The organism is Alkalihalobacillus sp. AL-G, from assembly GCF_030643805.1.
Taxonomy (GTDB): domain Bacteria; phylum Bacillota; class Bacilli; order Bacillales; family Fictibacillaceae; genus Pseudalkalibacillus.
Genome location: NZ_CP094656.1, coordinates 3,702,248 through 3,716,586, shown reverse-complemented (window position 1 = coordinate 3,716,586; position 14,339 = coordinate 3,702,248). Strand labels below are relative to the sequence as shown.

The following is a 14,339-nucleotide window of genomic DNA, read 5'->3' as shown; positions in this document are numbered from 1 at the left end:
AGGGATAAAATGAATAAGTATGATGAGATACAAAAGCTAATTGCTGAAGCTGAGGATTCGGTTGAATTCGCAGATTATGGAGAGGGGATTTCTGAAGAATGGATAATAAAAGCTGAAGAGCGACTAGGTTTTAGACTTCCTAATTCTTACAAATGGTGGTTAAGAAACTATGGTGGTGGAGAAATCTATGGTGAAGAGATATTTAGTATTTATGAACAAGATTTTGATACTGTTGTCGGTGGAGATATAGTGTATAATTATGAATTAAACATGAAAAATAAAAATTACAGTAACGAAAAAGTTGTAATTTGTGAAGCAAATGATGATGTTTTTTATTTTGATCTATCTAAAAGAAAAGATGAAAATGAATTACCAATCTATTCTTTGAATGATAATAAAAAATATGCAGATGATTTTATTGAATTTTTAAAGAAAAGAATGACAGAAAAATATTTTTAAAAACATTCTTAAAACCTTGATTGGCTAAATGCCTTTCAAGGTTTTTCACTTCAATTTATTTTACAGCTGATAATTGAGTGAGACACTAAGAAAATGATTTGTTTGAGAATCGAGAGCTCATGATGATAGTACCATCATGGAGTATCGTGTTAACAGTTGGATGAACTGAACAATAACGAGAATTAGGCGAGATGACATTTTACATAGCTGGGGTAGTTATGACATAGAATGGCAAAAAACTAAAGAGATTGACAAAGCTCGTGGCGATAAACAGTCGGAAACGTGAATGGGAGCCCTTATGCTGCTTTGGTTTAATAAATTTGGGTTGTGTTTTTATTAGAGACGGTCGTATAATAATCGCTATTCGTTTAAAAAGTGTTACGAAAATTAAAATTTATGTAACGGGAGGGTGAAAAGTTGAACGTTGTTGGGTATATAAGAGTCTCGACTCAAGGGCAAGCAAAAGATGGATATAGCTTGAAATATCAAGAAGAGGAAATCAAGGCATATTGTGAAGAACAAGGCTTTAACTTGATACATATTTTTAGAGATGAAGGAATAAGTGGTGCCAAATTGAAAGAGTAAGCATTTGAAATAGACAGGATGGGCTTACAGGAGATGTTGGCTCACCTTTCGTCTGTCCAAATAGATAATGTGGTGGTGCTGAACACAAGCCCATTATGGAGGTCAGATTTGTGTACGGCTTGTGATTAAACCATTTTTTAAGAGAGAACCATCAGTAGTGAGGCAGGCGGCATCGGCTGGAGTGAGCCGATGGACGTCAGTGGGATTCCCGACTGGGTACGGCGTGGTGAAGACCGGACGTTCACCCATTACTTGAATAATGAACGTTCAAGCTTCGATAGCCATGTATGGGAATTTATCAGCGAAGATGAACCGATTGTTTCAAAGGATAAAGAGGTGGTCGATCATACCCGGTATCTGCTCGTAACCTCCAAATGGAGTACAAAGTATACGTGGCGGTACAATTATACGATCAAGCATTACATTAATGACCATGTCTTCAGTAAGGATGGGCCATCGAGGGAAACCTTCTCAGAAACAATCGTTGAGGAATGGGATACCAAGATCACCGCCAAAATGTTGGCCGAGAAGAATCAAGCGGAACTGGATAAGCTGTTAGAGGATCCACCGCCAAATGCACGGGTCGTCAGCCGGACGGCCGATCTTCCGGATGCCTACCAGACGATCTACAAGCAAGCGAATGCACCGAAAACCCAGGTGATGAGCGAGAACATCGACAACCATCTCGGGAAGCAGAGCCTGACGGGAAGCGGCGCTTATAAGCAGGTGCTCGCCGGAGCATGGGGCCAAATCAAATCCGACATCTTCGATTACGTAAAGCTGTTGAATCCGATGGTCATGAAGCAGACGATCCAGCAGACGTTCAACCTGGTGATGGGACTCGCAAACGGATCCTACTCGATCCAAGACCTGCTTCATGTTGTCGGGGATACGTTGAAAGGCCAGTACATCGACTCGTTTGTTTACCTGTACCAGAATACAGGGAAGGTATTAAGCGGGTCGGCGACGAAGAAGGAAGCACGGGCATACGGCAAAAATATGGTCCTCGCAACCCAAGCGGTCTTGAGCATGATCGCACCTGGAGCCGGAGCCGCCAAGGGAATGGCCAAGCTCATCACCAAGGTCAAAGATTTTTCAAAGGGTATGAAAGCTGCCAAAGCTGCGAAGGCCGCAAATAGCATGCCTAATAAGGGGACTAATGAATTTAGATTAGGAGGACCTGGTTACTTACAAACTTTTGCCTCTAGGGGTACGGTTAAAAATAAACCTGAACTAGCAAAACCTGGAGAGGATTTATTTGTGGGTACTTATAATCAATCTCGATACGGTAATAAAAAGACGGGATTGAATGAAACTCATACGCCTCACCATGTTGTACAAGATGCTGTGAGCCAAACAACGCATGGTAAAGGGATAACGATTAACATTCGAAAAGATATTCATGAACAGACGGCAACCTTTGGCTCTAAACGAGATTTGAATAGTCCTCGTGAACATCTTGCAGCAGATATTTTTGAATTAAGGAATTTGCTTAAACAGAATGGATATAACAAATCTACAATAAATACACAGCTACAAGAATTAATAAGACAAAATAAAGCAACAGGAGGTTTCGATAAATAAAATGAATTTAAATGAGGCAGTAGATTTTTTAAAGGAAAATCAACCTCTCCCTGATGATAGGGTATTGGAAACGAATTCTGAGATACTCGAAAAATTTAATGAAGTACGAAAATATTTTTTAGGGAATCCTAATCTCATTTGTATCCCATTATTTATAAACTCATTTGGAAATGGCAGCGGGTTTGGGATATATCAGCTTATAGAGGATGTGCTATTAAAGTATTCTCCGGAACAAGTAATACCTCATTTAATAAAAGGGTTAAATAGTGAGAAATATGGTATAAAATATTGGAGCACACAAATAGCTTCTTCATTTCCTGACAAAAAACTAATTGAGCCCCTTGCAAAATTACTTACAGATAAGGCATCTGATGTAAGGTATGCGGCAATTGTAGCATTAGCTGAAATTGATGATAAAAGGGCTTTAGATTTAATAAAAAATGCACAAAAGCAAGAAGAAGATACTGAAGTGCTTGAGCTTATTGAAGAAGTTATCAGTAATTTAAAAATATAGCTTTAACAAAAGAACCTTGATTGGCTACACGCCTTTCAAGGTTTTTTATTGCTTTTATAGTTTTACATTTATAAAATTTGACATTTGAATCAAAAACTCATGATGGTAGGAAGGCGTGCGAGATTAGTTACAGTGACAATTAAATAAACAAACTTACTACTAGATTTATATTTGCACACGAGAAAAACAAAGCTCGTAGGTGTAAAGGGCTGAAATTAGTCGATACATAAGCCAACTGACAAAAAAGAAATAAAGAAATTTATGTTTGGGACAACATAAACGATATTTTGTTTGAAATTCATAACTCATGATGGTTGTACCATTGGAGTATCGTTTTAATATTTGGAGGGAATGAACAAGTGTGAGAATTTGGCGATATGACATTTTATATGGCAGGGGTAGTTATGACATGGATTGGCTAACAAACTAACGAGGATGACAAAGCTCGTGGCGATAAACAATGGGTAACGCGAAAGGGAAGTCTAATGCTGCCTTGGTTTATAATTTTTGGGTTGTATTTTAACTAGAGACGGTCGTATAATACTCGCTATTCGTTTAAAAAGCGTTACATAAATTGTAATTAACGTAACAGGCGGTGGATCGGTAAAAATGAAGGCGTCAACGGCTCGCATTGCATCCAAGACTTGACCCCGGGGAGATACATTGAAAGGCCAATACATTGACTCGTTCGTCTACCTGTTCCAGAATACAGGAAAGGTCTTAAATGGGTCCGCCACGAAGAAGGAAGCACGGGCGTATGGAAAAAATATGGTCCTAGCAACTCAAGCGGTCTTGAGCATGATCGCACCTGGAGCCGGAGCCGCCAAGGGAATGTCCAAACTCATCACCGAGGTAAAAGACTTTGCGAAGGGTATGGAAGCTGCGAAGAGAAGCGGTCTAGGAAGCGATAACCCAATCGATGAATTTGATGATAGCGACATTTACGAAGTGGCAGCAAGTAGCATGCCTGATGAGGGTATAAATAAAATCCAGACAACTGCTATACAAACATATTGGCCACCTAATAGAGGTTTTTTAGGAACTCCCAAAACTGAAACTTTACAAAAGGGTACATTAATAGATAGATACGGTAGTGAATATGGTAGTTTTGTATCCATAAAAGGAACACCTTTTCAAATGAGGGCTTTACACCTGAAGCTAATCAAAAGCCTTATAGTGTTTATGAAGTAATTAAACCTATTGATGCAACTTCTGGTAAAGCAGCTCCCTTGGTTTGGACAACCTGGTATGGGGACGCAATATGAGTTTACAAGTCAATTAAAGACCTTATAAACGAAGGAGTAATAAGAAGGTGAAATAATATGAATAAACAGGATTTAGTAAAGGTTTTGACAAAAGAGAAGATACCAAACCATTTTTATTCGTTAGATGGTGGGCTACCCTATGATGCTTGGTGTTTAAGAAAAACTGCCGTTGGGTGGGAAGTTTATTATTCCGAACATGGAGAGATATACATGTTAAAGAATTTTACCTCAGAGGAAAAAGCATGTGAGTATATGTATAAGAAATTAAAAAATATAGTTTAAAACCGAACCCCAAAGATTATTAATTGTTGGTCTGATTTCGTTTTTTTCAGCATTTTTATCTAATGAAGATATTCTTGTCAGTGATACTCGCTTAGTCGTCGATGATCAAGTGTATCCTATTAGGGGGATCACTTATATCGAATTAGAAACAAAGGAACCCAGTTCTCCACTTGGTTTGATTCTAGCATGTGCATTCTTTTTTATGTTGGGGATCTTTCAGGGCAATATAATAATCTCTGTGATAAGTGTAATGATTGGGTTTCTTATCATTCGGGCTTTTTCTAGATCTGCTACTTCTTATACTTTGCTTCTTGATACAGCTTCAGGTAAAGTAGAGGCTTTTTCAGATGATGAGTATGAGGAAGTTGAACGAATTTACAAAGCATTAAACGAAGCAATCGTTTATAGAGGATAATTCAAAAGGCAATTGCGAAAGGGGGATACTATGCAAACACCATCAATTCAGGGTTTGATTAAAAGAAGGTTTCTTATCAATTATCACCTGGACCCAGAGGTAGCGGGGAAACTTCTCCCCAAACCATTCCGTCCAAAGGTTAAAAAATCAAAGGCTATCATCGGAATCTGTTTAATTAGGTTGGAAAATATCCGCCCGTCTTCAATATCCACGATTCCTTTTGGTCTATCCAGTGAGAATGCAGCACATCGGATCGCGGTAGAGTGGGACGAAGACGGACAAATAAAAGAAGGAGTTTATATATTCAGGCGAGATACCAATTCCTTCATTAACACGATTGCAGGAGGGAGACTGTTCCCCGGAGAATATAGCGTAACTTTGCGATCAACGAAATCGATAAAAAAATCGAATTTATGATGAATTCAAAAGATGAAGAAGCAGAACTATATTTATCAGGGGAAGAATGTGAAAGCTTTCCTGCTAGCAGTGTGTTCTCATCCATTGATGAGATCTCAGAATTTTTTAAAGGGGGAGCAACGGGTTATTCTCCTACTAAAAAACAAAACTGCCTACATGGGATGTGCCTGCAGACAGACGATTGGAACATGAGACCATTCCAAGTTGACCAGCTTTCAACAACCTACTTTCACAAAATACTGCAAATCCCCGAGGGTGAATTAATGTTCGATTCAGCTGTTGTGATGAGAAATATTCGTCATACATGGGAGAAGGTTGCTTCCGTTTCGTGTTAAAAAAGTGCCGATACTAAAATGTATAGGTCTGAGGAGAATTAAGTTGCCTTAGACAGTTTCAGCTTCATATTCACGTGTTAAAAGGTGCGAAAATTGTAAGCGGACTATAGTCTGCATCCACCCGAAAAATCACGGAAGTTTGCTGTAGAATCCAGTCAAAAAACAATCGTGATTCACTGTTATTCTGTTAGAGAGTCGATTACGGACGATCTTTTCGACATAATACCTGCCTACTTAGGAAGTGCAAGCACAAAAAAGGATGATCATCGGGGTTGCCCCTGATGATCATCCGATGCACCGCTATCTTAAAACGGCATTTGCTGGAATTGCATCATGAAGTTTTGGATGTTGGATTGAATTTCTGCTGCGATTTCTTGTAGTTCCGCATCGCTCAGCTCACTGATGTTTTCGCCTTTTTCTTCAAGGTTCGGGAACTTCAAGTCCTCTGTGAACTCAGTCTTGTTCTTGTAATCCACAACAACATTGACCGGTGATCCCATGCCTGCATCGAATTCAATACCGAACTCTCCGCTTGTGCTATAAGTTCCATTCTCAAGATCATCCTTCACTTTTTGTGTGAAATGACCTTTGATTGGTGGAATCGGTTGGATCGTTGGATCTTGAACCGTTACCTCAAAATCCATCTTCATGTCTTCTGGTGTACCGCTCATATGAACGTCAACATTGGCGCTCCTACTTACACTTCCTGCTTCAGCGATTGCAAACATTCCTGTAAGATCACGCTTGATGCTGTCGTTTCCTGGCTCACCTTTTAGCTCCAGAAGGATTTTAATGTAATCCTGATCCTTCGCATTCTCAGGGAACACGTTAACTTCCCATTTGCCGTCTGTAACGACACCGTCTTCACGTAATGCATGCGTTGAGAAGTCGATGTTGGCAACTTCACCCTCCACTTCTACTTTCACATCCACGTCCCGTTTTACGATGAGTTCTTGGTCATTTACAAGAATCGTGCTCTTGAAACCATCCGGAAGCTTGATTTTGTCCAGATTGTTTTCCAGTTCCTTCAAACCTTTTTCAAAATCTTCCTTCATCGTAGTTTTAATATCAGAACTCGACGCTAAAAAGTTGGATTGAGTCATCGAATCGATTAACAAGTCCTTTAACTCTTTATCAGCCTGAACTTTATCAATCACTTTTTTAGATAGTTCTTGAACTTCCTTTTCTGAAAGCTTAAGAGTAAGCTGACGGTAGGTTTCGCCTTCGAATTCTGCTTCACCTTCTGTTACGTTCTCTTCCTTGATGTTTTCAATAATGAATTTTCCGTATTCCTTACTGACTTCATTGAGCTTTTCTTGGTTCTTAATCGAATCAAGCTGCATTTTAACGAGGTTCTCAAGCTTTTCAGGTCCTGCATAAGTCGGATCGAACCGTGTCATCAGCTTGCCGAAATCCTCATTATTGAAGTACAAGTATTGATCATAAAGGAGTGGTACGTTTACCCCTGTACGTTTGTCAGATTGATAGGCTTCTGCTTGGATAAATTCCGTTCCAGCTACCCCAAGGTTCAACTCAATTGAACCTTTCGCCGCTTTTGGATCAAGCTGCGTCGTAGCTTTCAATGCAACCTGTTCAATCAATCCTTTTACCATTGCGAGTGATGGGTCGATTGCTTCTAACCCCTCAACGGAAAAACCAAGTTCTGCAGTTGATTTCGATGGTTCCTCTAACGTCTTTTCCGCAAGATCGTCACTGATCGCAAATGTTTCATTGACTGACTCGGAGAGTGCCTTGTACGAATTGATCTCTGCCTTGAAATACGCATCTTTTGGCGAGAGGTTGAAAAACATTGCGTAAACCGTTGCCCCTAGACCGAGAATGAAAACTGCGGCCAATGCTAAAATAAACGGCTTTTTGCTTTTCTTCGGTGTTCGTGACGGTTCTAAAGTTGCCGATGTTTCGTTACGTGTTTCGTTCATTTTGTCCTCCTAAGTATGTATCTGTTATTAAGCTATGAATCTCCTTTTTGATTCATGCGAACAAGCTTCAATTCACATAAGTATGTACGTTTTTGCACATTGAAAATAAGTATGACAAAAATGAGCTGCTGCTTGATATTGCAACGATTTAAAAAGGAAATTCTTTGTAAAATAGTCATACTTTAATAATCCTACACCGTACTTTATCGCATTTCAACCATATATTTGAAAAAATGAAAGGAAGGGAAAAACTACCTATTTCAACATTACATTGATGTAACAATGGAATAGTAGACAAACCTAGGTTCATAAGTTGATTTAGACCGAGCAAAAGAGGGCTTTTCCGACAATGACATGCATGAAGCAACCGATTCCAACGTGGTATCTAGTCGAAAACAAGCGTAGGAGGGATTCGGATGAGGAAGGTTTTGCCAAGTGCAATGGCAGCAGGTGTCGTACTGGCGGTTGGAAGCGAAGCGTATGCAAGTGCGGGAAACCAGGTCGTCCAGAGCGCAGAACAATTTTTAGGAACACCCTACCGATACGGGTCAGCGATTGGGAACACAGGAAGCTTCGACTGTTCTTCGTTTACCGCCACAGTTTTTAAGCAATATGGGATCGATTTACCGCGGTCGAGTCGGGCGCAGGCAGGCGTAGGGACACGAGTGTCGAGTGGAGACTTGTTGCCGGGCGATCTTGTCTTTTTTGATACCGATTTCGATGGTCGAATCAATCATGTGGCCATCTATGCAGGCGGCGGAAGAATGATTGGCGCACAAAGCTCAGGTGTTGGGTATGCTGATGTGTTTTCACCGTATTATTGGGCAGACCGTTATGTGACCGCTAGAAGGGTTTTATCCGATCAAGTAAAGGTCGAAAAAAAACCGCCGCTCGTTGTGCTGAAAGGGGAAGGGAACGCTCAAAAAGAAGAGGTTGAGGAGAAGGAGGTTGCAGTCCGTTCATTAAAGTTCCACACAGTGGTAAGAGGGGATACACTTTGGGACATTAGCCGAACGTATGGAACGTCCGTGAAATCGCTGAAACAACTGAATGACTTAAGTTCGCATTGGATCTATCCGGGTCAAACGTTACTGCTTTCTGAAAAGGAAGTCGCAGACCGAGATCCCGTCGTTCATTCGTACAGCGTCTATACGATTCAAAAAGGAAACACCCTATGGGGAATCAGTAAGAAGTACGGAATTACAGTGAAGCAGTTAATGGAAACAAACAACTTGAATTCATCGCTCATTTTTCCGGATCAGCAGCTGATGATACCGAGATAACAGATGTAAAAAAAGAGATTACCGGGTTCAACTGTTCCCAGTAATCTCTTCCTTTTTATTTCATAAAACGAATGGTCATCGGATAGCGGTAATAGTTGCCTTCACTCGCACGCATCGTCCCAATGATCGTAAACACAATATGAAGGATCGTAACGATCGGTAGCAAGACGAATCCAATCAGTACAAAAATAAGCAGACTGGCGATAAATGCGTAAATCATAAAGCTGATTTGAAAGTTAAGCGCTTCTTTCCCGTGATAATCCACATATTTGGACTCATTCCTCTTCATCAGCCAAACGACAAGCGGTCCGAGTACGAAGCCTAATGCGAACGTGAGATAGCCAGCAAACCCGAGCAGGTGCGCAAACATTCCCCAATTCTTTTCTTCCTTTGTTAAATTCTCTTCATTATAATTCAATTGTAATTCCTCCCCAGGGTCCGAACCCCTTAATCGATAACTTCAACTTCTCCATTTTTCGAATCCTTGCGTGCGGCGCTGACCAGCAGGACGATCGCTGTAATCGTGTGCATGAACCAGCCAAGAAACGGTATCCATGCAATGCACGAGGTTATGATTCCAAGTATGCTGCCCGCCCCTTGAAAGCTTATCCTTGCCTCTTTTTTAGCATATACGAGTGTTATGATGTGCAGACCTAGCATGACAAACAATGGGACATACAAGTTTGCAACCACAAATCCTCCACCGATAATTGGTATTGCAAGCAACCCCTCGCAAATCCCGGTAATCCATTGCAAAACTTTATACGTTTTCATTCACTTAGTCTCCTTTAATCCATTATAAAATACTTTAACAATTACTATATACGTACGACAAGTAAAAAAGTCTCATGCCAATTATAAATGATGGCGTACAATTTTTATTTCAAGCAAACGTACGACAAGAACCTATATGATAAAATAAAACAATCATTCATTAAAAAGGTGTGTACTATGAAAAAATTCCTAAAGTACTGGATGCCGGTCATTATCTGGGCAGGTATCATTTTTTATGCTTCCTCTCAGCCATATGAGGAACAAGATCTCAAACCCTTTCTATCTGATGAGATTCCTTTAGGGTGGGTTGAAACGTATTTTGGAGATGTATCCTTTCATTATGCTGGGGAAGAGGTAAGTGTCGATCACCTCGGGAAGGCGAGCTTTGTTGAATTTTTCATTCGGAAGGGCGCGCATGTTACAGTTTATCTCGTATTAGCTTTTTTATTATATCGAGCATTGTATAATACATCTTCCACCTCGACGTATACTGCAAGGCTAGCAATTGGACTCGGAATTCTTTATGCTGCTTCCGATGAGTACCATCAGAGCTTCACAGTAAATCGGTCCCCACATATAGAAGATGTACTTCTCGATACTGTCGGCATTATCATCGGTACTTTACTTGCCAAGTTTACTTATAGTCGAATGTAAAAAAAGACCTCCAAAAGTTGGAGGTCTAATAAATCAATTACCATTTTTCAATATATCACGGTAGATTACTGCTTCTCCGCCGTAAAAGTATATCCGATCCTTTTTGTTCAAATAGGGTACGTACCCATCAGGAAGGTGGTCTTTGTAAGATAACAGAATAGGGATATCAAATTCTCCGGAAAATACAGATCCGCTCAAGGCATCAGCAAAGCTGTAACCATTTGCAAGTGCTGCATGCTGTGTATATTCAGGAGGATAATAGGATTCCGCAATTTTTAATGAGGTTTCAAAGCGATTTTTACCGGCAATTCGAGTGACGGCCAAACCTTTCCCCTCCAAATGCTTTTCAATTTTAGTTGATACAACACTTTCTCCACCGACAATTGTGACATCTTTAACAGAATTTTCATTCAGCCATTTTTCAATTCTAGGATCCAATGTTTCCTTATCATTGTTTAGGAGTACTGGAATCTGATTTTTCTCAGAAACTGGAGCAATGGAAAGTGCGTCAGCAAAGTTTCCTCCGTATACTAAGAACACTTCAGTAGGAGGGATATCTACCATACTGGCAATTTTTAATGAGGTAGCTGTTCGGTCTTTCCCAAAAATACCTGTAACCGAAAAGTGCTTTTCAAATTCACTTATAACGTTAGGGGAGATTGCACTGGGTCCACCTAAGTAATAAACTTCTCCGTCAGGTTTTAATATCCGCTTTGCTTCAGTTATCATTTTTTTAAGAACCTGTTCATTATCCTCAACAAGGAGAATCGATCCCTGTAACGTTTTGGTTAAAACAGACCCAGATAATGCGTCAGGGAAGTTTTCACCAGATGCTAAAATGACAGACTCAAGACACCCATCACAGACGATCGAAGAGAATGCTAAATTAGTATCATAACGGTTCGGACCTGAAATTCGTAATGTAGGTATAGATTGATTTATAGATTCACTATCTCCTGTAGCTTGGCTATCACCAGCTGCATAAGTATAATTTTGAGTTGATACAAGTAATCCAGTTATCATTAAAAATGATAAAATAATTCTGTACATGTATAGGGCTCCCTTCTTAGATGTTACAAAACGATTACAATTATTACATACAATGCAACTAGTTTAAATGGAATATAGGATATTATTGATTAGTAATAATTACCTTTTATAAAAAAGCAGCTATAAAAGCTACCCTTAAACCCCTCGTCTGAAGTATGTGATCAAATCTCCTTCTAGGATACTTTCGGAGGTATTCAAGTCGATCATCATGCGATCATAACACTTTCCTTTGGTGAAATCATCATCCGGAGAGGCATTAAAATTATGACCTTCATTGATAAGACCTATCACCGAAATTCACCTGTCGATTTCCATCCTCTCTTTATCTATTACAAAGGTTGCAATGCCCCGAGCTGAACAACAATCACATTTTGTCCTTCAGAAACACCTTAGTAGGGAAGCTCTCCAATTGATTGTTTTTATTGAACCAGACTTCATAATCATTTATTTGCCCTGAATTGAATGAAACCTAATTCAGATAATGATCGTCTACAAACTGATAGGTAGTATAGCCATGAAAACCTAATAACCTTGTAAATGCTTTCTAGGAAGCTAGTATACCTAAAGAAGGCTTAGAATTAGTGCCTAACGTAATGACGAACAGCCCTTGAATTAGAGGAGTATAGTAAAGCTCACCAAAGATCCAGCCTAGGTGAGTTGAATATTTTCTAACAGGGGATATGAAAACACAGTGGGCTTACATTCGTAAACAGATACACCTTGAAAGAATCAATAAGAACAAAAGTCGGATGCTCTATGTTGCTGAGAATAAATGGGCTTTTTTTACTAAAAAAAGAATTTCGTTTCACAACAATCACCTTAACTATGACTTTATAATCAATTAACTGCACCTTTAATTATTATTTCAAAATAAGAATAATTTATCAGTTCAATAAATTGCTAATATTTGGTATCATATAGAAGATTCAAAATTTGAGGAGGGGAAACATGATTAAAAGAGTACTAGGAAATGGGTTGCTAGCGTTAGTGTTATTATTTTCAGTGTTCTCATTTCCAACACAATCAAGTGCAGCAAATGAGAACCCGCCGTATCACGTGATCAACCAGTACTTAACAGAAGCCGCATTAGAGTATGACATTCCACCAGAGGTTGTAAAAGCAGTTGCATTCGAAGAGAGTGCTTGGACACAGTTCAATGACGATGGAACACCGTACATTTCTGGTGACGGTGGCATCGGGATCATGCAGGTTACTTCGACACAAGGTTATGACAACTATCTTTTAAAAAATAACATCCAATACAACATCAACGCCGGTGTAGAAATTTTGAATGAAAAGATGACCTACACAGGTGCTGACATACCTAAAGTCAACGATGGAGATCGTGACGTTATTGAAAATTGGTACTTTGCAGTAATGGCCTATAACGGCATCGTTCAGGAAAACCGTCCAGTGTTAAAAGCTACTGGAGCGGTCAATGAAGATGCTTACCAATTTAAGGTGTTTAATAATATTCAGCTTTACAATAATGACTTGGACTTAGCTGACTTCACCTTTGAAATATCCGATTTTGGAGACGGTACAAATGGAGCGCTAACCTTTACCAAAATGCATTTTACAACAGACGTTGAAGGAACCGTATCGAAACATTATTTCAATGAAAAATCATTACTGAAAATCGACATCCCGACAAACATGAGAAAAGATAGTACAACGAAATCTGAAGTCGTCACCAGTTTAAATACGACTGAATTAGAGATTGTCGAAACAAGAGGAAGCTTTGTATACGACAATTCACATGAATACTCCAATAGAGGGACGCTTTGGGATAATCACTATGTATGGTACCCAGTAGAAGCTAGTAATGGTAAAGATGGTTACCTTGCTTCAGGAACCGTTGAGAAAATAGGTCAAAGGCTCTCAGGGTTGAAGCGCTATAATACAGCAGTAGAAATTTCTAAAGAGGGTTGGCCAACCGGAGCCAAAACGGTTGTATTAACGAGAGGGTATGAATTCCCTGATGCTTTGGCCGGGACTCCGCTTGCATATAAGCTTGATGCACCAATTTTGTTAACCGATAATGAGGAACTAACGAATGTAACAAAACAAGAGATTGAAAGATTAGGAGCAACCAAGGTTGTTATTTTAGGAAGTACGAACGCCATAAGTAAAGCTGTTGAAAATGAAGTAGACGCAATGGCGAGTGTTTCCGTCCAGCGTATTGGCGGAGAAGACCGATACGAAACAGCAAAATTGATCGCAGAGGAATTGGGCTCAACAAATGGGAAGGCGATTGTAGCCTATGGGCTTAATTTCCCAGATGCATTAGCAATTGCACCTTATGCAGCAAAAAATGAAATCCCAATTTTATTAACTCGTACGGATCGAGTACCTCAATACACTGAAGATGCATTGGAAGGTAAAACAGACAAACTTGTCGTTGGGGGGCCAGTCGTCATCAACGATTCAGTGGTCAACCAATTGGACGCAACTCGAATTGCAGGAGAAGACCGATATGAGACAGCAGCAAAGATCATTGAAGAATTGGATCTTGACTCAAATGAAGTGTTCCTGACCAATGGATTCAACTTTGCCGATGCATTGACCGGTTCAGTTCTAGCAGCGAAACGTGGAGCACCATTGTTACTCGTTCGTCAAAACAGAATCCCAGCCTTCACACACCAAAGCATTTTTAGGAACAAGATGGATTACTTTACAGTACTTGGTGGACCGGTAGCAGTGAATATACAATCTGAATTAGGATTATATTTCGACTAAAAGGAAAGGAACAACCTAGATTCTTGACTAGGTTGTTCCTTTT

The 14,339-nt window shown here is 39.8% G+C and carries 15 protein-coding genes and 1 pseudogene; 12 read left to right on the top strand and 4 right to left on the bottom strand.

The features are described from left to right. Positions 1-9 precede the first annotated feature (9 nt). The 9 genes and pseudogenes from MOJ78_RS18895 (at position 10) to MOJ78_RS18855 (ending at position 5,856) form a co-directional block, all read left to right on the top strand. Complete coding sequence (locus MOJ78_RS18895) at positions 10-459, top strand: SMI1/KNR4 family protein (protein ID WP_304978870.1); 450 nt, start codon at positions 10-12, stop codon at positions 457-459. Positions 460-876: 417 nt separating this feature from the next. After that, a pseudogene (locus MOJ78_RS18890) lies at positions 877-1,155 on the top strand (recombinase family protein); the annotation flags it as partial. A gap of 78 nt (positions 1,156-1,233) precedes the next feature. Then, a complete protein-coding gene (locus MOJ78_RS18885) occupies positions 1,234-2,628 on the top strand; it encodes a hypothetical protein (protein ID WP_304978869.1) in 1,395 nt (464 codons plus the stop codon). Between the two features lies 1 nt (position 2,629). After that, the gene (locus tag MOJ78_RS18880; protein ID WP_304978868.1) at positions 2,630-3,142 is read left to right on the top strand and encodes a HEAT repeat domain-containing protein; all 513 of its coding nucleotides are present in this window, start codon (positions 2,630-2,632) and stop codon (positions 3,140-3,142) included. A 663-nt stretch (positions 3,143-3,805) separates the two neighbouring features. Next, positions 3,806-4,333, top strand: a complete 528-nt coding sequence (locus tag MOJ78_RS18875) for a glycohydrolase toxin TNT-related protein (protein ID WP_304978867.1) — start codon at positions 3,806-3,808, stop codon at positions 4,331-4,333. A 131-nt stretch (positions 4,334-4,464) separates the two neighbouring features. Next, positions 4,465-4,689, top strand: a complete 225-nt coding sequence (locus MOJ78_RS18870) for a hypothetical protein (RefSeq protein ID WP_304978866.1) — start codon at positions 4,465-4,467, stop codon at positions 4,687-4,689. 22 nt (positions 4,690-4,711) lie between these two features. After that, a complete protein-coding gene (locus MOJ78_RS18865) occupies positions 4,712-5,104 on the top strand; it encodes a DUF6232 family protein (RefSeq protein WP_370529828.1) in 393 nt (130 codons plus the stop codon). A 30-nt stretch (positions 5,105-5,134) separates the two neighbouring features. Further along, positions 5,135-5,521, top strand: a complete 387-nt coding sequence (locus MOJ78_RS18860) for a DUF2071 domain-containing protein (protein ID WP_304978865.1) — start codon at positions 5,135-5,137, stop codon at positions 5,519-5,521. Further along, positions 5,518-5,856: a hypothetical protein gene (locus MOJ78_RS18855; protein WP_304978864.1), complete on the top strand. Its 339-nt coding sequence runs from the start codon at positions 5,518-5,520 to the stop codon at positions 5,854-5,856. The genes MOJ78_RS18860 and MOJ78_RS18855 overlap by 4 nt, the downstream gene beginning before the upstream one ends. Positions 5,857-6,161: 305 nt before the next feature. Here MOJ78_RS18855 and MOJ78_RS18850 read toward each other — a convergent pair whose 3' ends face one another. After that, complete coding sequence (locus MOJ78_RS18850; protein ID WP_304978863.1) at positions 6,162-7,796, bottom strand: hypothetical protein; 1,635 nt, start codon at positions 7,794-7,796, stop codon at positions 6,162-6,164. A gap of 416 nt (positions 7,797-8,212) precedes the next feature. Here MOJ78_RS18850 and MOJ78_RS18845 point away from each other — a divergent pair, with 416 nt between their 5' ends. Then, a complete protein-coding gene (locus MOJ78_RS18845; protein ID WP_304978862.1) occupies positions 8,213-9,079 on the top strand; it encodes a C40 family peptidase in 867 nt (288 codons plus the stop codon). 55 nt (positions 9,080-9,134) lie between these two features. Here MOJ78_RS18845 and MOJ78_RS18840 read toward each other — a convergent pair whose 3' ends face one another. Both MOJ78_RS18840 and MOJ78_RS18835 read right to left on the bottom strand, forming a co-directional pair. Further along, a complete protein-coding gene (locus MOJ78_RS18840; protein WP_304978861.1) occupies positions 9,135-9,497 on the bottom strand; it encodes a DUF4870 domain-containing protein in 363 nt (120 codons plus the stop codon). A gap of 29 nt (positions 9,498-9,526) precedes the next feature. After that, positions 9,527-9,853 carry a hypothetical protein gene (locus MOJ78_RS18835; RefSeq protein ID WP_304978860.1) on the bottom strand — a complete coding sequence of 109 codons (327 nt, stop codon included), beginning with the start codon at positions 9,851-9,853 and terminating at the stop codon, positions 9,527-9,529. 177 nt (positions 9,854-10,030) lie between these two features. On the opposite strand from MOJ78_RS18835, the gene MOJ78_RS18830 reads away from it, so the two are divergent. Next, positions 10,031-10,507 carry a VanZ family protein gene (locus MOJ78_RS18830; protein WP_304978859.1) on the top strand — a complete coding sequence of 159 codons (477 nt, stop codon included), beginning with the start codon at positions 10,031-10,033 and terminating at the stop codon, positions 10,505-10,507. A 33-nt stretch (positions 10,508-10,540) separates the two neighbouring features. On the opposite strand, the gene MOJ78_RS18825 is transcribed toward MOJ78_RS18830, so the two are convergent. After that, positions 10,541-11,557, bottom strand: coding sequence for a cell wall-binding repeat-containing protein (locus MOJ78_RS18825; RefSeq protein ID WP_304978858.1), 1,017 nt, complete (start codon positions 11,555-11,557; stop codon positions 10,541-10,543). Between the two features lie 948 nt (positions 11,558-12,505). Here MOJ78_RS18825 and MOJ78_RS18820 point away from each other — a divergent pair. Continuing rightward, on the top strand, positions 12,506-14,296 hold the full coding sequence (locus tag MOJ78_RS18820) for a cell wall-binding repeat-containing protein (RefSeq protein ID WP_304978857.1): 1,791 nt from the start codon (positions 12,506-12,508) through the stop codon (positions 14,294-14,296). The last annotated feature ends 43 nt before the right edge of the window (positions 14,297-14,339 follow it).

Excerpts from the sequence above, each read along its gene's own strand:
- MOJ78_RS18895 (WP_304978870.1), top strand. The coding sequence starts at position 10 with ATGAATAAGTATGATGAGATACAAAAGCTAATTGCTGAAGCTGAGGAT.
- MOJ78_RS18885 (WP_304978869.1), top strand. The coding sequence starts at position 1,234 with ATGGACGTCAGTGGGATTCCCGACTGGGTACGGCGTGGTGAAGACCGG.
- MOJ78_RS18880 (WP_304978868.1), top strand. The coding sequence starts at position 2,630 with ATGAATTTAAATGAGGCAGTAGATTTTTTAAAGGAAAATCAACCTCTC.
- MOJ78_RS18870 (WP_304978866.1), top strand. The coding sequence starts at position 4,465 with ATGAATAAACAGGATTTAGTAAAGGTTTTGACAAAAGAGAAGATACCA.
- MOJ78_RS18860 (WP_304978865.1), top strand. The coding sequence starts at position 5,135 with ATGCAAACACCATCAATTCAGGGTTTGATTAAAAGAAGGTTTCTTATC.
- MOJ78_RS18855 (WP_304978864.1), top strand. The coding sequence starts at position 5,518 with ATGATGAATTCAAAAGATGAAGAAGCAGAACTATATTTATCAGGGGAA.
- MOJ78_RS18850 (WP_304978863.1), bottom strand. The coding sequence starts at position 7,796 with ATGAACGAAACACGTAACGAAACATCGGCAACTTTAGAACCGTCACGA.
- MOJ78_RS18845 (WP_304978862.1), top strand. The coding sequence starts at position 8,213 with ATGAGGAAGGTTTTGCCAAGTGCAATGGCAGCAGGTGTCGTACTGGCG.
- MOJ78_RS18835 (WP_304978860.1), bottom strand. The coding sequence starts at position 9,853 with ATGAAAACGTATAAAGTTTTGCAATGGATTACCGGGATTTGCGAGGGG.
- MOJ78_RS18830 (WP_304978859.1), top strand. The coding sequence starts at position 10,031 with ATGAAAAAATTCCTAAAGTACTGGATGCCGGTCATTATCTGGGCAGGT.
- MOJ78_RS18825 (WP_304978858.1), bottom strand. The coding sequence starts at position 11,557 with ATGTACAGAATTATTTTATCATTTTTAATGATAACTGGATTACTTGTA.
- MOJ78_RS18820 (WP_304978857.1), top strand. The coding sequence starts at position 12,506 with ATGATTAAAAGAGTACTAGGAAATGGGTTGCTAGCGTTAGTGTTATTA.